The sequence below is a fragment of the Pseudomonas sp. BF-B-26 genome, from assembly GCF_019956495.1.
Lineage (GTDB): Bacteria > Pseudomonadota > Gammaproteobacteria > Pseudomonadales > Pseudomonadaceae > Aquipseudomonas.
Genome location: NZ_JAHBDP010000080.1, coordinates 1 through 19029, shown reverse-complemented (window position 1 = coordinate 19029; position 19029 = coordinate 1). Strand labels below are relative to the sequence as shown.

Genomic DNA, 19029 nt, shown 5'->3' with positions numbered 1-19029 from the left:
TCATCCTCAGAAATGTGAACCAAACCGTCGGATCTTAACGCTGCAATCGGACGCGGTCACTCGGGCAAGCCGGCCAGCCGCAGTCCCTCCGCGAGCCGCGCGAGATCCTCGGGCCGTTGGATGGGCAGCCAGTCCTTCAGGTTGGAGACGTGCAACGAGGGTTCCAGCTCGTGCAGGCGCTGTATCGCCTGCTTCGCTTTGTCCATATGCCCGGTGAACGCATGACTGGCCGCCATCAGGGCAACCGAGGGCAGGAGGGTGGGCAGGTTCCCCAGCGCTTTCTCCGCCCAGGCCGAAGCGACGTCAAAGCGCCCGGCGAAGAAGTACGCGAGCGCCATTCCCACCTGCATCCTGAACATTTCCGGATCCAGCGGACTCAAGCGAACGGCATGGCTCAAATGCTCGATCGCTTCGTCTGTTTCACCGCGCAGTGCACGCAGGACACCGCCCAGGTACCAGGCGGGGGCGAGGTTGGGATTGAGCAGGCGTGCCCTGTCGAGCAGGGCAATGCCGCCATCGACATCGCCGGCAAGATGGGCCAGCGCATGTCCGCCTCGCGTCAGCGCCACCGCATCATCCCGGCCGAGCGACACCGCCAGCCGCGCAAGCCGTATGCCTTCGGCGATCTCTCGAGTCCGATCACTCATCCAGCCATTCAACTTGCGCCAGAAGTGACACCAGGCCGCCATGCCATAGGCCGATGCAAATTCCGGGTCGAGCTCGATGGCCTTGTAGAACAACGGCAGTGCTATATCGACGGCTTCCCGGGTGCCGCTGTGCAGTTTCGCCATGCCGCGCAGGTAATAATCGTAGGCGTCCAGGCTTTCCGTCGGCTTGCGCTTGGCGCGTTCGATTTCCGCCCGTTCCAGCTGCGGCGAGATGGCGCCGACGACGCTTTCGGCGATTTGATCCTGCAGTTCAAAGATGTCGTCGAGCTGGCCTTCAAAGCGCTCCGCCCAGATGTGCGTCCCGTTTGTTGCGTCGATGAGCTGCCCGGTGATGCGTACCTTGTTTCCGGACTTGCGCACGCTGCCTTCCAGCACGTAGCGCACGCCGAGTTCCTGGCCGACGCCTTTGACGTCCACCGCACGGCCCTTGTAGGTGAAACTCGAATTGCGGGCGATGACGAACAGCCAGCGGATTCGCGACAGGGCGGCGATGATGTCCTCGACCATGCCGTCGGCGAAATACTCCTGCTCCGGGTCGCCGCTCAGGTTGTGGAAGGGCAGGACGGTAATGGAGGGTTTGTCCGGGAGGACAAGCGAGGAGGGCGGTGTTTGCTTCGGGTCCACGGGCGCAACTTCGCTGGTGCCAGGCCCGTCAGGCTGTTGTGCTCCGTCGATCTCGTCGACCTTGATCTCGCCTACAAAGCGGTAGCCCTTGCGAGCGACTGTGCGCACCAGTCGCTGTTCCTCGCCGCTATCGCCGATGGCCTTGCGTACCGCATTGATGTGGCTGGTGATCGTCGATTCCGAGACGATCCGACCGTTCCACACTGCCTTGAGCAGGTCGTCCTTGCTGACGACGCGATCGCGGTTGTTGACGAGCTGCAGCAATAGATCGAAGGCCTGTGGCCCGACGGCCACGACTTGACCGCGCAAGGTCAGTTCCCGGCGCTCCTGATCGAGCACGTAGTCTTCAAACACGAATGGCAAGGCGGATATCCCCTGGTCGAGCGCCCTCGACTCCGTGTCCGAGCTGGCGATTAGTACGAGGTGTCGATAATACGGCAGCGTTTGATCCGCTGCACCGTCCGCAGGGGATGCCCGTCGTCTGCCTGTTCCCTGGATGAAAAACCAAGCTTGCCTGAAGACAAACTCAAGGCCGACACAAGGACTTCCCTCACGCGCGCAGGCACTCTCTTTCTACATCGACAGCAATGGTTGCTGTCGAGAAGCGTAGGGAGAGACCCCATGAAGATCGTCGTCATCGGAGGCACCGGCCTCATTGGATCGAAACTTGTGCAGAACCTCCGCGAGCGCGGCCATGACGTGCTCGCCGCCTCCCCCAGTACGGGCGTGAACAGCATCACCCGCGAGGGCCTGGCCCAAGCAATGGATGGCGCTGAGGTGGTCGTCGACGTGGCGAACGCGCCGTCGTGGGAAGACCAGGCCGTCCTCGATTTCTTCGAAACGTCGAGCCGTAACCTGCTGGCTGCGGAAGCTGCCGCCGGTGTTCGTCATCACGTTGCCCTGTCGATCGTCGGTAGCGAACGGCTTCCCGAGAATGGCTATTTCCGGGCCAAGGTCGCGCAGGAAAACCTCATCAAGGCGTCCGGCATTCCTTACACCCTCCTGCGTGCCACGCAGTTCTTCGAATTTGTTGGCGGCATTGTCCAGTCGTTCGCCGTTGGCGAGGAGATTCGTGTTTCGCCAGCGCTGATCCAGCCGATAGCGGCCGTCGACGTGGTGGCAGCGCTGACCGATGTCGCGTTGGCAGCGCCGGTCAATGGCACGGTCGAAGTCGCAGGTCCTGAAGCCATGCCCCTCGACGATCTGGCCAGGCGCTTTCTGCGGGTAAACCAGGACAACCGTAAGGTCGTGCCGGACGTGAACGCGCGCTACTTCGGCGATGTGCTCGACGATCAATCGCTGACCGCCGGCAAGAACGCGCGCCTTGGCGCGATCCGCTTCGAAGACTGGCTCGCTCAGTCGACGGCCGGGTAACGGGGCTCGTCGTCACATCACACACCCACGAAGGAGATTTGTCATGTTTGCCCGATACCTCTTGGCCGCTGCCTTTGCAGTGCTGTCGATCAGCGCAGTGTCGGCCGCTGAGCCGCCCCCCGGCAAGGTGACGGTCGTGTTTGACCGTCCCATTCCCAACATCCCTGGCAAGAGCATGAAGGGCGTCGTCGTCGAGTACGGGCCGGGCGCCGCGTCGCCGTCCCACACCCATCCGAAAACGGCCTTCATCTATGCAACGGTCCTGGAGGGCTCGTTTCGCATCAAAGTCAAAGGCCAGCCGGAAAAGATCTACAAGGTCGGCGAAAACTTCGTAGAGGAGCCGGGCTCCGTGCACGAAGTCAGCGCCAACGCCAGCGACACCCAACCCGCACGCCTGTTGGCCGTGTTTGTCCTCGACAGCGATGAAACAACGCTCGTGACACCGATCAAAAAGTGAGCCGATCACACTCATGAAAGCTCGACAGCCGGGCGGCAGGTCACTGCCGCCCGTGGCTGCGGTAGTCCCAGGCATTGAACAGGAAAAGACAACATGAACGCGCTTCAGGACAAGGCCGCCATTGCCACCGGCGCAAGTGCCGAGCCCCCTGTCGTGGTGGCACGACAAGGCAAGAGAAAGAAGATCGGCATCCTGCTGTGCATCGGTGCCGTGGTGGTCCTGGCTGGCGGATGGGCCATAGTGCTTTCGAGCGGTGCGACCTCCACCGATAACGCTTATGTGCGCGGCGATGTCACCTCGCTCGCGGCAAAGGTTGCCGGTTATGTCACTGCGGTCGAGGTCGAGGACAACCAAACCGTCCGGGCCGGTGACGTCCTGTTCCGTATCGATGATCGAGACTATCGCGCACGGCTGGCGCAAGCCGTGGCCAACGTCAGTGCTGCCCAGGCGCGCCTGACCCATGTCGATGCAGAAACCCAGCTTCAGCGTGCCCTGATTCGCCAGGCCGAAGCCCAGAAACGCTCGGGCGTGGCCGAGATGAATCTGGCGAACAAAACCAATGATCGCAGCCGCAAACTGATTCTCAGCAACGCGGTCAGCCAAGCCCTCGTCGATGAAAGCGATGCGGCGCGATTGAGGGCCGAGGCGACGGTATCCGGCGCTTCCGCAACGGTCGAGGCGCAACAGCAACGCATCGCCGTCTTCGTGGCGGAGCGCGAAGCTGCCGTTGCTGCGGTGACGCAGGCGCAGGCCGCACGCGATCTCGCCCAGATCGATCTTGACAGCACCGTGGTACGCGCGCCGGTTGATGGCGTGGTCGGTAACCGTCAGGTTCGCATCGGCCGTTTCGTTACGGCAGGCGTTGCCTTGCTCGATATCGTGCCGGTCAACGACGTATGGGTCGTGGCGAATTTCAAGGAAACCCAGCTCGAACAAATCCGCCCCGGTCAGCGCGTGCGCATCACGGTCGACGGCTACCCCAGCGGGGCACTGGAAGGCGTGGTCGACAGCTTTGCACCGGGTAGCGGGTCGGCGTTCAGTCTGCTCCCCACCGACAACGCGACCGGCAACTTTGTGCGTGTCGTGCAGCGCGTTCCGGTGAAGATCCGGCTTGTCCACAACCCGTTGCCGGGCCGCATCGTGCCGGGCCTGTCCGCCCGCGTCGAAGTTGCGCACGGGGAGGGATCATGAACGCGGATGCCAGCGCTACGCGGTGCAACACCAGCGTTATGACCGGTGTATTGCTCATGATCGGCATCGTGCTTGCCACGCTGACGGAGGCGATCGCCAGCACCGTTCTGTCACTCGGACGTAGCGACATCATCGGCGACACCTATGCAACGCCTGATGAATTCGCCTGGCTGGATATCGGCTACACCGCGCTCAAGCTGATCGGGTTCATGACCGCGCCTTGGCTGCTGAAGCGTTTTAATCCACGTCATGTGATCATCGGCTCAACCCTGGCCATGGGCATGGCATGCGGCATTGCCGCCATCACGGCACGGCTGGACCTGCTGATCGCGCTTCGAGTTGTTCAGGGCTTCGCTGGCGGCACCCTGCTGGTCGGGGGGCAGGCGATCATATTTCGCGCCTTTGCGCGATCTCGCCAACCCATCCTTCAAGCTCTGTTTGCCATGGGCGCCGTTGTCGCGTCCGCGACGCTCGCCCCGGCCCTTCAAGGGTGGTTGATCGATAGCCAGTCCTGGACGTGGATTTTCTTCAGCGTTGTTCCGGTGGCTTTGGCGGCGAGCGGATTTCTGCTGATCGCAGACGGCCCGATGCCAGCCAAGGTCCGGCACCGTCCATTTGACTGGGTCGGCTTCGCGCTGATCGCTGCCACGCTGTTCTGCTTCACTTACGTTCTCAGCCAAGGCAGCCGATGGGACTGGCTCGAAGAGCCACGCATCCTCTGGCTGAGCGTGATCGGCACAGCTGCGCTACTGGGTTTTTTCGGCCATCAAGTGTTGGCCAAAGGCCAAGGTCTGTTCGACTTCACCCTGTTCAAATCGAGCGATTTTTGCTTCGCCTTTATCGTCAGTTTTGTTGCCGGCGCCGCCTTGTTCGGCAGCGCATTTTTGATCCCGGCGTTTGCCCTGTCGGTCCTCGCGTTCACGCCTACCGACGCTGGCCTGCTCCTGTTGCCCAGTGGCGGGTTTTTTATCGGCGGGCTGCTCATATCGGCTTATCTCATGCAGGTCCGCCGCGTTCCGCCGGTCGCCACAGTGCCCTTTGGAATCCTGATGATCATGGGTGCGATGTGGATGCTGTCCGGTTCGACCAGCGAAAGCGGCACGGACGACATGATGGCCGCCATCCTGCTGCGCGGTCTGGGCCTTGGCTTCCTGTTTCTATCGATCACGCTGATCGCTTTCAGTGACCTCAACAGCCGAAATCTTGCCTTCGGTATTGGCCTGTTCAATACGGGGCGCCAGTTGGGTGGTCTGATGGGCGTCGCAGGACTCCAGACATTGATCGACCATAACGTCTTCGCCAATGACGTGGTCCTCGGCGCCAACGTTCCCCTGGGAGGAACTGCGGTCATCGAACGGCTGACGACCACGACAGCCATGCTGTCGGTGAAAGGGATGGATGCAGCGGCCGCCGGTCGGGCAGCGGTGAGCCTCCTGGGCCGGGTCGTGTCAGGTCAGGCGACTGTGATTGCCTTCGACACCGCGTTCATCGCTGTTGCCCTGCTTTTTGTAGTCGCCGCGCCCATCCTGGTTGGCATCAAGATCGGTCTCTCGAAATACGCGAAAGTACCCGCAGCGCGAACCGTAGCGTGAGGTTTCACTCAGTCCAGGTTACCCAGCAGCCACTCGCTGAAGATTCGTGCCAGCGCATTATTCTCACTGTCACGATGGGTCAGCATGGCCCAGTTCGGGCCGCGAATGGTTTGCTCCACCAAGGGTTGCAACAATCCTTGGGTACGCGCCTGCCGACTCAATAACTGGCTGACCAGGGCGATACCGAGCCCCGCGCACGCGGCGTCCAGCAGCAGGCCGGGCTCGGAGAAATTCAGCCCCTGATCTTTCTGGCCGACATCGATGCCAGCCTCCACCGCCCAGTGACTCCAATCCATTTCCCGCTCGCCATGCAGGGTGGTGCGCTGTTCCTGTGGCAATGCCAACAGGCTCGGGTGACACGCCGGGTAGAGGCGGTCGGCGTGCAGCACCTTGAAGCTGCACTCGGCCTGGGAACTGATGTCATCGCGCACGGCGAGGTCGATGGTTTGGGTGGTCATGTCCGGGACTTCATCGGTACTGAAAATCCACAGATCAACGTCCGGGTGCTCGCGGCGAAAATCCCCCAAGCGTGGCAGCAACCAGTGACGGGCGAACGCCGGGGTGGTGTTGAGCACCAGTTGATTGGGTTTCTGGTACTGCCCCAAGCGGCGAATGCCGACGGCCAGTTGTTGCAGCAACGCCTGGGTGGTGCTGAGCAGGTCGTGCCCGGCATCGGTCAGGCTGACGCTGCGTCCATTGCGAAAGAACAAGGGTTGTTCGAGGTACGCCTCAAGGCTGCGGATCTGCTGACTGATCGCCGATTGGGTGAGGTGCAATTCGGCGGCCGCCTTGTGGAAACTGCCCAGCCGGGCAGCGGCTTCAAAGCCGCGAAGGGTGCTGAGTGGCGGCCAGTGTTTGAGCATATTGATAAGTTCCTCTAATCATTTGTCCGCTAAATCCATCGTTTGTTTGCCTGATTTTACGGCCGTAGCATGCATGCCAGGAACACCCAAGCAGTTTTGTTGAACACAATGGCTTAACTAAAAGGGCTTTTTATCATGCAGCATGTCATGCAGCAGAATGAAATTCGAAACAGCGGTTGGATGATGCCGGCCGAGTGGGTCAGGCACGCCGCCACCTGGATGGTCTGGCCACACAACACGGCACTCTGGGAGTCCGGCTGGGGCGTGACATTGCCGCAAGTGCAAGAGGACTTCGCTCGCGTCGCCAACGCCATCGCCCGTTTCGAACCGGTAAAACTGGTCGTCGACCCTTCTGCTGTCGCCAGTGCCAAAGCGTTATGCGGGCCGAACATCGAATTGATCGAGCTGGCGGTGAACGACAGCTGGTGCCGGGATTCCGGTCCGAGCTTCGTCTGCCATCCGCAACAAGGCCTGGCCGGGGTGAGCTGGCGCTTCAATGCGTGGGGCGGCAAGTCGGCTCATGATCTGGACGAAAGCCTGGCTCGTCGCGCACTCAATCATTTGGGTGTGGCGTGTTTTGGTACCGCACTGAGCAATGAAGGCGGGGCCATCCATGTGGACGGCGAGGGCACGTTGATCACCACCGAGTCGGTGTTGCTCAACCCCAATCGCAACCCGGGCATGAACAAGGCGGAGATGGAGGAAATCTTCACGCGTCTGCTGGGTGTGAAAAAAACGATCTGGCTGCCCGGCGATCCGGACTACGTGACCGGCGACATGACTGACGGCCATGTCGATGGCGTGTGCGCATTCGCCCACCCTGGCGTGTTGCTGGTGGACGCCACCCACGACCAGCACTCGGTGTATGCCGAAGTGGCCCGGGAAAACCGTCGTGCCCTGGAGCTGGCCACCGATGCGCAAGGTCGGAAGTTCGAGCTGATCGACTTGTATGAAGCCAGCGATGCCGTGGACACCGAAGCTGAAGTGTTCTGCGCCTCCTACACCAATTTCTACATCGCCAACGGCGCCATCATCATGCCGGCCTACGGCATTGATGCCGACAACGTTGCGGCCGAAGTGTTGGCTCAGGCGTTCCCCGGGCGCGAAGTGGTGCCGGTGCGGATCAATCACCTGGCCCATGGCGGTGGCGGTGTGCATTGCATCACCCAGCAGCAGCCCGCCTGGCCGGTGGAGGGTTGATGCCATGACGCTTCTGACCATCGCCACCACCCAGATGCCTTGCACCTGGGACTTGAAAGAAAACCTCGATCAGGCCGAGCAATTGGTGCGCGAGGCCGCGGCCAAAGGCGCCCAGGTCATCCTGTTGCAGGAGCTGTTTGCCACGCCGTATTTCTGCATCGAGCAAAGCCACAAGCACCTGGAGCTGGCTGAAGAATATCGATACAGCCCTGTGCTCAAGCGCTTTGCCGCATTGGCCAAAGAGTTGGGGGTCGTGCTGCCGCTGAGCTGGTTCGAGAAGGCCGGTAATGCTTACTTCAATTCATTGAGCGTGGCCGATGCCGACGGGCGCTTGCTGGGCGTGTATCGCAAGACCCACATTCCCAACGCCATCGGCTATCAGGAGAAGGAATACTTCAGCCCCGGCGATACCGGTTTTCGGGTCTGGGACACGGCGTTCGGGCGCCTGGGGGTGGGGATCTGCTGGGATCAGTGGTTCCCCGAGACCGCGCGCTGCCTGGCGTTGATGGGCGCTGAAGTCTTGCTGTTTCCCACCGCCATCGGTTCTGAGCCTGGCTGCGCGACGCTGGATTCCCGTGATCACTGGCAGATGACCATGCGCGGCCACGCCGCCGCCAACCTGCTGCCGGTGGTGGCGGCCAATCGCGTCGGCCGAGAGGCGGCGACCACCGATCCGACCTTGCAGATGAGCTTCTACGGCTCGTCGTTTATCTGCAATCACAAGGGCAAGTTGCTCGCCGAAGCCGACCGCGACAGCACCGGCGTGCTGGTGCAAAGCCTGGACCTCGCCGCCATGCGCGAAGAGCGCTTGAGCTGGGGCATTTACCGCGATCGCCGTCCGGACATGTACGGCGCGCTGTTGACTCAGGACGGTCGCCACACCCACGCACGCTGGAAGACTCAAGAGGTTTGATATGCACACGATCAAAAAGCTGTTGAGCGGCACCTTGGGCCTGGCGCTGGGCTGTGCCTTGCCGGCGCTGCATGCGGAAGAAAAAACCCTCAGGCTGTACAACTGGGCCGACTATTTTGCCGAGGACACGCTGGCCAAATTCACCGCCGAAACCGGGATCAAAGTGATCTACGACGTCATGGATGGCAGTGAAACGCTGGAAGCCAAAATGCTCGCTGGGGGCAGCGGTTATGACCTGATCTTCCCGGGCGACACCGTTGCCGAACGCTTGATGCGCGCCGGCAGCCTGCAACCGCTGGATCATTCAAAACTCACGGCCCTGGATGACATCGAACCCGGCTTGCAGAAGCTGCGAACGCACTACGAGTATTCGCGCCAGGCCACCGTCCCTTACACCTGGGGCACCATCGGCCTGACCTACAATGCCGAGCAGGTCAAACAGCGTGTGCCGGATGCTCCGGTCAACAGTCTCGACATGTTGTTCAAACCGGAACTGGCTGGCAAATTTGCCGACTGCGGCATTTCAATGATCGATTCGCCGGACGAAGTGCTGGCGGTGGTGCTCAACTACCTGGGCCGCGAGCCACGCAGCGCCAAACCCGAAGACCTGGCCGCAGCGAGTGATCTGCTGCTGAAACTTCGTCCGTATATCCGCAAGTTCCAGTCGCAGCCGGTCACCGATCTGGTGAACGGCAACCTGTGCCTGTCGCTCGGTTACAGCGGCGACATGACACAGGCGCAACGGACGGCGGATTCCGCCGGCAAGCACGCCATGTTCCAGTACCGCATCCCCCGTGAAGGCACCACGGTGTGGATGGACACCATGGCGATTCCGGTCGACGCCAGACATCCGGAGTACGCCTATGCATTCATCAACTTCGTCATGCGCCCGGACAACATGGCCGCCATCAGTAACTTCACCGGCTACCCCACCTCCAATGCCAAGGCACGTGCGAGCGTCGATGAGACCATGCGCAACAACCCGGATATTTACCTCGATGAGGCCACTTACGCACGGTTGATTCCGGGCAAGGACATTCCTCAGCCCGATATGCGGGCGCGCATGCGCACCTGGACCAAGTTCAAGACGGCCACCGCAAAATGACTTCAGGCACACATTCCAGGGATCAACAGATGTCGACGCGTCGTGAGTTCATCAAACAGGTATCGGTCGTCGCCGGTTTGGGCGCGGCAGCGTCTATCGGGCTTGGCCTGACACCGCTGTGCGTGCAAGCGGCTACCCCCGGCAGTTGGCGTATGCCGGATGAGGGCGATAAGCATCAGCGGGCTTTCATCGCCTTTGGCGCACAGGAAGCGATCTGGGAGGATTTCACCCCCGACGTACAAGCCGCCATTGGCCTGATCGCTCGCACTCTCGCGCGATATGAACCGGTGACCGTGTTCTGTCGTGAGCGTGAACGGGGGCTGGCCGAAGAACACTGCGGCACGGAAAACATCACCTACGTCGCCAGCGAACTCGACGACATCTGGATGCGCGATACCGGCGCCAACTTCGTCATTGATGGGCAAGGCGGGCTCGGCGCCGTGGATTTCAACTTCAACGGCTGGGGCAACAAACAGCAGCACGGCGAGGATGCGCAACTGGCCGCTTTGGTTGCGAGCACTGTTGAAGCCCGTCATATCCGCAGCGAGTTGGTGGGCGAGGGCGGTGGTATCGAAGTGGATGGTCACGGCACGGGGATCATGACCGAAAGCAGCTGGATCAATGCCAACCGCAACCCCGATTGGAGCAAGGCCGAGATCGAGCAAGAGCTGAAAGCGCGCTTGGGTTTGCGCAAGATCATCTGGCTGCCGGGGATCAAAGGTAAGGACATCACAGATGCCCACGTCGATTTCTACGCCCGTTTCGTCAAGCCAGGCGTGGTGATCGCCAACCTCGACAACGACCCCCAGTCATACGATTACAGCGTCACGCGTGCCCATTTGGACATTCTCAACAATGCCACGGATGCCGATGGCCACAAGCTGCAGGTGCATTCCGTGTCGCCACCGCTCAACCCACGAAAGAGCAAGTTCAGCCGCAACAACCCGGACTTTGCCGCTGGCTACATCAACTATTTCGTGATCAACGGGGCGGTCATTGCGCCCGAGTTTGGTGACAGGGCGGCAGACTCCAACGCCTTTGATTTGCTGTCCGAACTCTACCCGGACCGTGAAGTAGTGCAGCTCAACATCGACGCGATCTCTGCCGGTGGCGGCGGTATCCACTGTGTGACCAGTCACCAATCGTTGGCATAGCCGTCAGGCCTTGACCCAGCGTTGACGGCTCCAGCTGCTCAAGGTGTCGACGGCTAATACCAGCAACAACATCGCCAGAATGACCGTGCTGGCTTGAGCTTCCTGGAACAGGCTGAGGCTGACATAGAGCATTTGCCCCAAACCACCGGCGCCGACGAAGCCGAGCACACTGGCCATGCGGATATTGTTTTCCCAGCGGTACAGGATGTAGGCCAATAGTTGTGGCAACAGGTTGGGCAGTGATCCGTAGCAGAACGCCGATACGGCATTGCCGCCCTGTAGGCGGATGGCTTCGGCCGGTTCGGGTGGGGTGTTTTCCAGCGCTTCGGCGAACAGCCGACCGAGTACGCCGGTGGTGTGCAAGGCCAGGGCCAGGGTGCCGGCATTGGGGCCTAACCCGGCGGCCAGGACCATCAGCGCAGCCCACACCAGTTCCGGAACCGCACGCAAGGCGTTGAGCACAAGGCGCGACGCGCTTTGCAGAGGCCAGCCGAAGCGCCCGGCCGCGGGCAATGCCAACAGCAGACCGAATACCGCCGCAAGCAGGGTGCCAAGGGCGGACATGGCGATGGTTTCCAAGGCACCGTGGCCGATGGCTTGCAGATGGCTCGCGCTCAGGTCCGGGCTGAGAAAACGCTGCGCATAAGCGCCCATCTGCTTCAGGTTACTGCTGCCACCGAGCTCGCCGAGGTCGATGCCCAAATAGATGAATGAGGCGACCACCGCTGCGCCAATACACAGGAGCAGCACCAGGTTGATCAGGCGATTCATGCCAGCCTCCAGCGCAGCAGACGGCTGAGTTGATCGGCGAGCAGTACCAGTACGAGAAACGTCAGTAACAAACTGGCTACTTCACCGCCGGCGAACATGCGCAACGACAAATCCATTTGCTGGCCCAGACCGCCGGCACCGACGAAGCCCATCACCACCGAGGCGCGGATTGCGCATTCCCAGCGGTACACCGTGTACGACAGCAGCTCGGCAGCGACATTGGGCAGGATCCCGTAGAAAAAGGCGGCGAGCCGACCGCTGCCAGCCTGCAGCAATGCGTGAGCCGGACGCTGGTCGATCGACTCGAAAATTTCCGCGTAGACCTTGCCCAACATGCCGCTGTAGGTAATGGCAATGGCCAGCACCCCGGCCGTCGGGCCGAGGCCGACGGCGCGCACGAACAAAAGCGCCCAGACGATTTCCGGCACGCTGCGCAGGAAGATCAGTAAACCGCGGACCGGCCACCGCAGCAGTTGGCCCCAATAACTCGGGTGGCCGGCGCGGGAGGCAGCAGACAACGACAGAGCCCGACTGGCCAGCAGGCTGGCGGGGATGGCCAACAGCAACGCCAGGGCCATGCCGGCCGTGGCGATGGCCAGGGTCTGCAAGGTGGCTTGCACTAACAGCTCAATGAATTCCTCGCCATGGGCCGGTGGCCAGAAGGCTGAGACAAACCGGCCCATCTCGCTCTGGCTGTCACTCGCCACCAGCACACTGAGGTCCAGCTCGCTGAAGTGGATGCCTGGCCACAGCAAAGCAAGGGCCAGCAAGGTGAGCAGCAGGCGGGGCCGGGTGGCCGGATCTCGGGTATCACGGGTCAGCATCGGGGGATCTGCACACTCAAGGGCGCCGGAGTAATCGGTGGGGATTGCAGCTGCTCGTTGGCGTAAAGCTTATCGAGCAACTCGCGGTCGACTTCGCTGGCCGCAAGGTCGAACAGGATCTGTCCATCACGCAAGCCGATGATCCGCGAAAAGTGCGCCAGGGCCAGCTCCACTGCATGCAGGCTGGCGACCAGGGTGACGTTGTGTTGCCGGGCATGGCGACAGAGTACTGAAAGCGTGTGCTGGGCCAACACGGGGTCCATGGCCGATACCGGCTCATCGGCCAGCAACACCTCAGGCGCTTGATACAACACGCGGGCAATGCCCACGCGCTGTAGCTGTCCACCGGACAGTTGCTGACAATGCGCGAACAACTTGTCGCTGAGGTCCAGCCTGGCCAACGCCGCACGTGCGCCCGGAACATCCACCGGACGCAGCAAGTTCAGCAGGCTTTTGCCCAGTCCCCACTGACCCAGCTTTCCAGCCAGAACCGCAGTGACCACGCGCTGGCGCGGTGGCAGCGGGGGCGCTTGATGGATCAGGCCGATGCGCGCGCGAAGACGCTGACGCTGACGGGCAGACAGCTGCCAGGCGCGCTCGCCGAGCACCTGCAGCTCACCGTTGTCCGGTCGCAGGGCGGTGGCCAGCAGGTTGAGCAGGCTCGACTTGCCCGCGCCGGACGGACCGATGATGGCGACCTGTTCGCTGGCACCGATGTGCAAGTCCACCCCACGCAACGCCTGGACGCCGTTGGCGTGGGTAAGGTTGACCTGGGTCAGATGCAACGTCATTTGAGCAGGTCGGCAGCGCGTGCGGCTTCCTCGATACCCTTGTAGTTCTCGGGTTTGGTTTCGATGAATCGGCTGGCGGCCTGCAGATCCAGAATCTCCTTGTCCTTCGGGTTCGCCGGATCGAGCGCCAGGAAGGCTGCCTTGATCTTGGCTGCCAGTGCCGGGTCGAGGGTCCCGCGCACGGTCCAGTTGTAGTCGAAGTAGGCCGGGGTGGTCTCAAACACTCTGACCTTGGTGGTGTCGACCTTGCCGGCAGCGACCAGTTTTTCCCACACGCTGGCGTTCAATACCCCGGCGTCGACCTTGCCGGCCTGGACCCAGGCGACAGTGGCGTCATGCGCGCCGGAATAGCCCACGCGACTGAAGTAGGTTTCTGGTTTGATGCCGTCCTTCAGCATGAAATAGCGCGGCATGAGACTGCCCGACGTGGAGGATACCGAGCCGAAGGCGAAGGTCTTGCCCTTGAGATCGGCGAGGGACTTGACGGCCGGGTCGGCGGTGATGAATTTGCTGGTGAACTGGGCGTCCTGTTCGCGCTGTACAAGCGGAATGGCATTGCCGGTTTTCAGGCGCGCCTGCACGAACGTGAAGCCGCCCAGCCAAGCCATATCGATTCGGTCGGTGGCCAGCGCCTCGACCACGGCCGGATAGTCGCTCACGGGAACGAACTCGACCTTCATGCCCAATTGTTGTTCCAGGTAGGCGCCCAGCGGCTTGAACTTGCGCAGCAGTTCGGTCGGGGCTTCATCGGGAATAGCACTGACTTTCAGGGTGTCGGCGGCCTGCACCAACAGGGTGCAAAAAGACAGCGTTACGCCGACAGCCAATGCCAGGGTACGGTTGAGCATGAAAATTCTCCGGTGCATTAAGGCAAAAATGTCGATACGCCAAGCGCAAGCTGGTTGCTGCATGGCGCTTTGTGAGGGTAGACGAAATGGAGCGTAATTGACCGCTTTGGCCCACTTGTCAGTGCGACAAGCCTGAAGTCGATCCGGCCAGGATGATACGTGGTTTAGCGCTTTTAGCAGCCCGAAATCGCTATGTTTCATAACCGCTCGTAACCCGGCAGGAGGGCTGGCTCACCCTTGGCTATTCTTCTATGACACTGCAGCGTTGCACGTTGAACAGAGGATTGAATGATGAGGATGTTACTGATGGTCGAGTGCCCTAATGAACCCTTCAATACCCTTGTCAAAGCCGGGAAGGTGGGCGAGGTTGTTGAACGCATCCTGGCCAGCATCAAACCGGAGGCGGCGTACTTTACCGAGCAAGATGGCAAGCGTGGTGGGATTTTTGTGGTCGACGTACAAGACCCCTCCGACATCCCCGCATTGGCGGAGCCCTTTTTTCTCAACTTCAACGCCACCTGCAAGTTCCGTATTGTGATGAGCCCACAGGATCTGCAAAAGTCCGGTCTGGAGACGCTCGGGCAAACATGGGCGTGCTGAGAGGTCAGCCACGTCTGATTAATCAGTTCCGTACAGTCCACAGCATGGTCTGAACCCTGATATGCGGATGACTGGCCAAAGGTTCCCATTCGTCGATGAAAGAGAAACCCTGCTTTAGGTAGAAGTGGGAGGCTCTTGCATTGTCCGGGGAGACATCCAGAAAAACGCGATCATGCCCTTTGCCGATCGCGCGAGATTTTACCGCCTCTACAAGCTGAGCTGCCACGCCAGAACCCCGTGAAGCGGGTTCTACCCACATTCCGATCAGGTTGTAGCGATTCGCTTGACTGACCCCGGCACCGATCATTCCCACCGGTTTGCTGTCCTTGATGGCCAGCCAGAATTCCGGTCCGGCCGCTGACGAGGCGCGTTCTTTCCACTGCTCGTCACTGTATTGAGCGGCCTCTTGGTAACTCACACCAAACGCTGTCGGCGTGTCCAACAGCGCAGCGAGACGGACTTGCTTCAAAAACATCCAGTCTTTGGCTTCCGTCAATCGAATGTCCATGATCTTCCCTGAATGGCGCGCAATGGCTGCTTTCGTAGTCTAGTTTTTTTTCTTGATCAGTTTAGCCAGGTAGTACTTTAGGCTTAAACGATCTTTGGGCCTTGGTTTGTAGTGGGTTTTATTTCTTTGTGCAGGATCGATCACCATGGTTCCTGCGGTGTAGTAGTAAAGCGCAATGGACCTACGGGTGATGTGCTCTGGAGTTGTTAAAGGCTCTGGATGCCCATGATTGCTGTCTTTGTCTGTGTTGAAAATGACACAGCGATTGTAAATGGGCAGGACTTTTTTAAGGCAGGTCTTCATCCCGACATCCCAAAGTTCAAGGTTGCCGCCGTATTCCTCTCGCCAGTCTTCATTTAGATAAATGATGATATTCAGTCGGCGTTCAACATTAAGCTTTTTGTTGAGTCTGAAGTCCGAGTGTACCCCCAGGAAGCCACCACTTTTCGTTTCATGCAGGCCGCCACCAGTAAAGTAGGGGTCGGGTATCAAGCCTTCAATACCTGTGAGCTTCTCAAGAAACTGCAGCATGGGGGCTGAGTTGAAGGCATTGAAGATAGTCTTCAAATAGGGGGTGCATTCGTTGGGGCTGATTTGACGTTTTAGTTGACCTTTATAGCCGCGCTCATACAGCATTTCGTTGTTGGTGGGTTCAGTTGGGAAGTGCGAGCAGATACTTGCAATCAGCGCTTCATCCAGGAAATTATCGATGACGATGTGCGGAAATGGCGTCGCCTGAACATAGCCACTGGCCAATGACGAACCCAAGGCGCTGGCGGCGTTCTGGTCGAAATCAAGCTCCGGGGAGAGGGTCATGGGTAGTGCTTGAGTGTTGGGTGCCATTACCGCTCCAATAACTTGATATAAAGACGTTTGAGTGACTTCAAACAGCGTCCAGCGCACTGCTCGTTGTGTCTCTTCATCGCTTAACTTTTGCTGTCTTCTTTTTTCAGGCGCTTAAGGATGTCGTTGTACATTTTGGTTCGTCTATGAGTTTTTTCATAGCCGCCAGCCGCGGCGACTGTGCCGGCCTGGATGTGATCCAGATAACTGAAGATTTTTCGCGGGGATAACATTTCAACGACATAGCCAAGTTCTGTCATGCGGTCCTGGAGGGTGTAGCCTGGCACGCGATCATCCATCGAAAAATGCATGTTGTGCTGTTTGATAAGTTTGCAGTTCCACAATGTACAGAAACTTTTCAAGTAGACTTCTCTGTACGGTTTTGGTTCTTTGGAACGTAATCCCATGGAGATTTTCAGGTGCCTGAAATGGTGTTTGAACAGGCGTGAGCTAAAGCGCCAAAGCGTTCTCGTGGTGCCGCGGTTTAATTGCTCAACACAGCCGACGGCTACGACTTTTTGGTTTTTTAAGCATTTATTCAGCATCATCGGAAAAACATTTTTATCGAAAACAAATGTATCGGTGTGCATTAGAAATAAATAATCAGTTTCAACTCGCTCCAAAACCAGGTCAAGTGCTTTGCCATGCGCGACATGCCCGGGTTCTGGTTCGGAAACAGAACGTTCGATTAAATTGATCCAGTCAAGCGTACGTAAATACTCAGTGCTTTCATCGGCGGAGTAGTTGTCAACTACCCATACTGGGATGTTGTGGCTGGCCACATGCTGGTGCAATAAGTCCAAGCATATCTTGGTGATTTCTGGTGTTTTGTAATTGACAATAACTATGCTGAAAGTTTTAGAGTCGTCAGCCAGAAAGTTAGTGTTATTCATCGTTCAGACGCCCAATGATATTGCATTTTATTGTAGGGATAATTGAACATGCCTACAGCTTTCGCTAAGGTGTCTGCACAAGATTTGCTTGACCATAAAAACACAATTTGTTAAGCCCGATTTGTCAAATACAACCATGGTTTACTCTGCCTGATGGAGAGCAGTATATGCGGACTTCATCGTATAAGGATCTGCGCTGTAGGTAAACGTTCGTGACTTAATTTGTTACACGTTCCCCCGCCAGCTATCTCCCGTACACGCAGCCTGGCTAAGTACAGCCATTGCTGGCACCCAGCATGATTCGGTCGGCCTTGCGGTAGTGGGCAAGAAAACGAGGGGGCAAAGGCATTCACTTTTACTCGATGTAATTGAGCCGGAAAAACCAGGTTATTCCGGCACGTCGGGGCCTACATGAGAATCCGTGAAGAGAGTAGCTGTTTGCCATCACGCCTCCCGTGTTCGACGGTGAACACGGGAAACAATGTCAGAAATAGAGGCAAATAATGCTGAAGTGACGCGCAGTAGTGCTTGGGTGTCGATGTGAAGAAATGGAACCCACATCGTCGATAGCGTCTAAATTGCAGAGAGATGTCCCGCCATTGAAGGAACGACTCATGCTCAAATCTCGCTCGTTGATTGCAGCTATTACATGCCTTGCGCTGGTTTCCGGTTCAGTGACTGCATTGGCCGATCCTGGTAATGGAAAGGGCCAGGGAAACGGCAAGGGGCATCCGCAAAACAGCCAGGTTCATGGCAACCAGGGAGGCAAAGGTAAAAACTCCGGGGGCGGCGATTGGGAGAATGGCCCAAGCATCAATCACGCAAGCGTTCTTGGGGTTATTGGCGGGTATCGGGACTACTGGAGCCCCGGCCCTGCATTGCCCCCCGGCATCCAAAAGAACCTCGCGCGAGGCAAGCCGCTTCCCCCCGGGATTGCCAAAAAACTGGACGGTCGGTTGATCGGCAGGCTGCCTCATTATGATGGGTATGAATGGCAGCAAGTTGGCACCGACTTGATATTGGTCGCGCTGGCAACCGGGCTCATCTATGAAGTGCTCAACGGTGCTTTTGATTAATGGGCATGATCCATATGCCCATTTGAAGGCTGTTCTGAAACGGCTGCCCATGAAATTGCCGAGTTGCCGCCGAACAGGTGGCAACCGGCGCTATTCATCCATGCTGATGCCCGATCCGCCTAATTCGTTGGGGACATCCTTCAACTTGGGTAATCCATCCATGCATCATGCGCTTGGGATTGGCTTCATCAGCTTGCGGTGGCGGTTGAGCATTTCGCCGTTCGGCCCGATAACGACTACGCTGTTGTAGAGCGTGCCGCCTCCTTTTTGCCGGTCGCATTCATTGATGCCGCACACAATCGTCACGGCGTGAGCTCTGGCGGCCTCGCACACTTCGCGGCAGTCGCCTTCGCGATGACGAACTCGACGCAGGCCTGCTCATGTGGGACGTGCGCCGATTCGTGAGCATCGAGACATTTCCCTCTCGGCCGGTGGTCATCCACTTCAAGTTCCGCTCGACCCGGCGAGCAAGCAGGGTGGCTCGTGGTTGAACAGGGCGTGGCAGACCTGTGCCGCGACGATCCCGAACGCGTTACATCCGTCGGTCGCAGGACTTGAACTGTCTGGGGCTTAAAGCGTCATAACAATCGCGATATCAACCCTATGGAAGCCATCATGCTTTTAAAAAATAAGAGTCTCATTGCTGTAATGACCTGCGCCCTGATGCTGGCAGCCGCCCCATTACTCCCTGCTGACCTGTCCATCATGAACTCCGCCTATGCGAAAGATGGTGG

20 protein-coding genes and 1 pseudogene are annotated in these 19029 nt (G+C 59.0%); 11 read left to right on the top strand and 10 right to left on the bottom strand.

What is annotated here, in order from left to right:
- Nucleotides 1-56 precede the first annotated feature (56 nt).
- The gene (locus KGB03_RS16930; protein WP_223527736.1) at nt 57-1655 is read right to left on the bottom strand and encodes a winged helix-turn-helix domain-containing protein; all 1599 of its coding nucleotides are present in this window, start codon (nt 1653-1655) and stop codon (nt 57-59) included.
- Nucleotides 1656-1913: 258 nt separating this feature from the next.
- Here KGB03_RS16930 and KGB03_RS16925 point away from each other — a divergent pair, with 258 nt between their 5' ends.
- From KGB03_RS16925 to KGB03_RS16910, 4 genes are all read left to right on the top strand, one after another.
- Nucleotides 1914-2666 (top strand): SDR family oxidoreductase, encoded by a 753-nt coding sequence (locus KGB03_RS16925; protein ID WP_223527734.1) that lies wholly within the window; start codon nt 1914-1916, stop codon nt 2664-2666.
- A gap of 43 nt (nt 2667-2709) precedes the next feature.
- Nucleotides 2710-3123: a cupin domain-containing protein gene (locus KGB03_RS16920; protein WP_111448860.1), complete on the top strand. Its 414-nt coding sequence runs from the start codon at nt 2710-2712 to the stop codon at nt 3121-3123.
- A gap of 93 nt (nt 3124-3216) precedes the next feature.
- Nucleotides 3217-4314 carry an HlyD family secretion protein gene (locus KGB03_RS16915; RefSeq protein ID WP_223527732.1) on the top strand — a complete coding sequence of 366 codons (1098 nt, stop codon included), beginning with the start codon at nt 3217-3219 and terminating at the stop codon, nt 4312-4314.
- On the top strand, nt 4311-5906 hold the full coding sequence (locus KGB03_RS16910) for an MFS transporter (RefSeq protein ID WP_223527730.1): 1596 nt from the start codon (nt 4311-4313) through the stop codon (nt 5904-5906). The genes KGB03_RS16915 and KGB03_RS16910 overlap by 4 nt, the downstream gene beginning before the upstream one ends.
- A gap of 8 nt (nt 5907-5914) precedes the next feature.
- On the opposite strand, the gene KGB03_RS16905 is transcribed toward KGB03_RS16910, so the two are convergent.
- Nucleotides 5915-6769 (bottom strand): LysR substrate-binding domain-containing protein, encoded by an 855-nt coding sequence (locus KGB03_RS16905; protein WP_223527728.1) that lies wholly within the window; start codon nt 6767-6769, stop codon nt 5915-5917.
- A gap of 147 nt (nt 6770-6916) precedes the next feature.
- Between KGB03_RS16905 and KGB03_RS16900 the strand changes: the two genes are divergently transcribed.
- Genes KGB03_RS16900 through KGB03_RS16885 form a run of 4 tightly spaced genes read left to right on the top strand, consistent with a single transcriptional unit; the run spans nt 6917 to nt 11141 of the window.
- On the top strand, nt 6917-7969 hold the full coding sequence (locus KGB03_RS16900; RefSeq protein ID WP_223527726.1) for an agmatine/peptidylarginine deiminase: 1053 nt from the start codon (nt 6917-6919) through the stop codon (nt 7967-7969).
- Nucleotides 7970-7973: 4 nt separating this feature from the next.
- Nucleotides 7974-8882 carry an N-carbamoylputrescine amidase gene (aguB, locus tag KGB03_RS16895; protein ID WP_008154715.1) on the top strand — a complete coding sequence of 303 codons (909 nt, stop codon included), beginning with the start codon at nt 7974-7976 and terminating at the stop codon, nt 8880-8882.
- A 1-nt stretch (nt 8883) separates the two neighbouring features.
- Nucleotides 8884-9987: an extracellular solute-binding protein gene (locus KGB03_RS16890; protein ID WP_218536061.1), complete on the top strand. Its 1104-nt coding sequence runs from the start codon at nt 8884-8886 to the stop codon at nt 9985-9987.
- Nucleotides 9988-10016: 29 nt separating this feature from the next.
- Nucleotides 10017-11141: an agmatine/peptidylarginine deiminase gene (locus KGB03_RS16885; protein WP_223527724.1), complete on the top strand. Its 1125-nt coding sequence runs from the start codon at nt 10017-10019 to the stop codon at nt 11139-11141.
- Between the two features lie 3 nt (nt 11142-11144).
- On the opposite strand, the gene phnE is transcribed toward KGB03_RS16885, so the two are convergent.
- Genes phnE through KGB03_RS16865 form a run of 4 tightly spaced genes read right to left on the bottom strand, consistent with a single transcriptional unit; the run spans nt 11145 to nt 14375 of the window.
- Nucleotides 11145-11912 carry a phosphonate ABC transporter, permease protein PhnE gene (gene phnE / locus KGB03_RS16880; RefSeq protein ID WP_218536064.1) on the bottom strand — a complete coding sequence of 256 codons (768 nt, stop codon included), beginning with the start codon at nt 11910-11912 and terminating at the stop codon, nt 11145-11147.
- On the bottom strand, nt 11909-12736 hold the full coding sequence (locus tag KGB03_RS16875; protein ID WP_218536066.1) for a PhnE/PtxC family ABC transporter permease: 828 nt from the start codon (nt 12734-12736) through the stop codon (nt 11909-11911). Before KGB03_RS16875 ends, phnE begins: the two co-directional genes overlap by 4 nt.
- Nucleotides 12730-13527 carry a phosphonate ABC transporter ATP-binding protein gene (locus KGB03_RS16870; protein WP_223527722.1) on the bottom strand — a complete coding sequence of 266 codons (798 nt, stop codon included), beginning with the start codon at nt 13525-13527 and terminating at the stop codon, nt 12730-12732. Before KGB03_RS16870 ends, KGB03_RS16875 begins: the two co-directional genes overlap by 7 nt.
- Nucleotides 13524-14375, bottom strand: coding sequence for a putative selenate ABC transporter substrate-binding protein (locus KGB03_RS16865; RefSeq protein WP_223527720.1), 852 nt, complete (start codon nt 14373-14375; stop codon nt 13524-13526). Before KGB03_RS16865 ends, KGB03_RS16870 begins: the two co-directional genes overlap by 4 nt.
- Nucleotides 14376-14666: 291 nt before the next feature.
- Here KGB03_RS16865 and KGB03_RS16860 point away from each other — a divergent pair, with 291 nt between their 5' ends.
- Nucleotides 14667-14975 (top strand): panthothenate synthetase, encoded by a 309-nt coding sequence (locus KGB03_RS16860; RefSeq protein WP_192410756.1) that lies wholly within the window; start codon nt 14667-14669, stop codon nt 14973-14975.
- A gap of 22 nt (nt 14976-14997) precedes the next feature.
- Here KGB03_RS16860 and KGB03_RS16855 read toward each other — a convergent pair whose 3' ends face one another.
- From KGB03_RS16855 to KGB03_RS16845, 3 genes are all read right to left on the bottom strand, one after another.
- Nucleotides 14998-15483: a GNAT family N-acetyltransferase gene (locus tag KGB03_RS16855; RefSeq protein WP_223527718.1), complete on the bottom strand. Its 486-nt coding sequence runs from the start codon at nt 15481-15483 to the stop codon at nt 14998-15000.
- A 39-nt stretch (nt 15484-15522) separates the two neighbouring features.
- Complete coding sequence (locus KGB03_RS16850) at nt 15523-16326, bottom strand: 2OG-Fe(II) oxygenase (RefSeq protein WP_218536267.1); 804 nt, start codon at nt 16324-16326, stop codon at nt 15523-15525.
- Between the two features lie 83 nt (nt 16327-16409).
- Nucleotides 16410-17219 (bottom strand): glycosyltransferase, encoded by an 810-nt coding sequence (locus KGB03_RS16845; protein WP_218536072.1) that lies wholly within the window; start codon nt 17217-17219, stop codon nt 16410-16412.
- A 614-nt stretch (nt 17220-17833) separates the two neighbouring features.
- Here KGB03_RS16845 and KGB03_RS16840 point away from each other — a divergent pair.
- On the top strand, nt 17834-18295 hold the full coding sequence (locus tag KGB03_RS16840) for an anti-virulence regulator CigR family protein (protein ID WP_192410636.1): 462 nt from the start codon (nt 17834-17836) through the stop codon (nt 18293-18295).
- A 165-nt stretch (nt 18296-18460) separates the two neighbouring features.
- Here the strand turns inward: KGB03_RS16840 and KGB03_RS31205 are convergent, their stop codons facing one another.
- The gene (locus tag KGB03_RS31205) at nt 18461-18592 is read right to left on the bottom strand and encodes a hypothetical protein (RefSeq protein ID WP_317851235.1); all 132 of its coding nucleotides are present in this window, start codon (nt 18590-18592) and stop codon (nt 18461-18463) included.
- Nucleotides 18593-18633: 41 nt separating this feature from the next.
- Here KGB03_RS31205 and KGB03_RS16830 point away from each other — a divergent pair.
- Nucleotides 18634-18826 (top strand): annotated as a pseudogene (locus tag KGB03_RS16830) (transcriptional regulator); the annotation flags it as partial.
- Nucleotides 18827-19029: the final 203 nt, after the last annotated feature.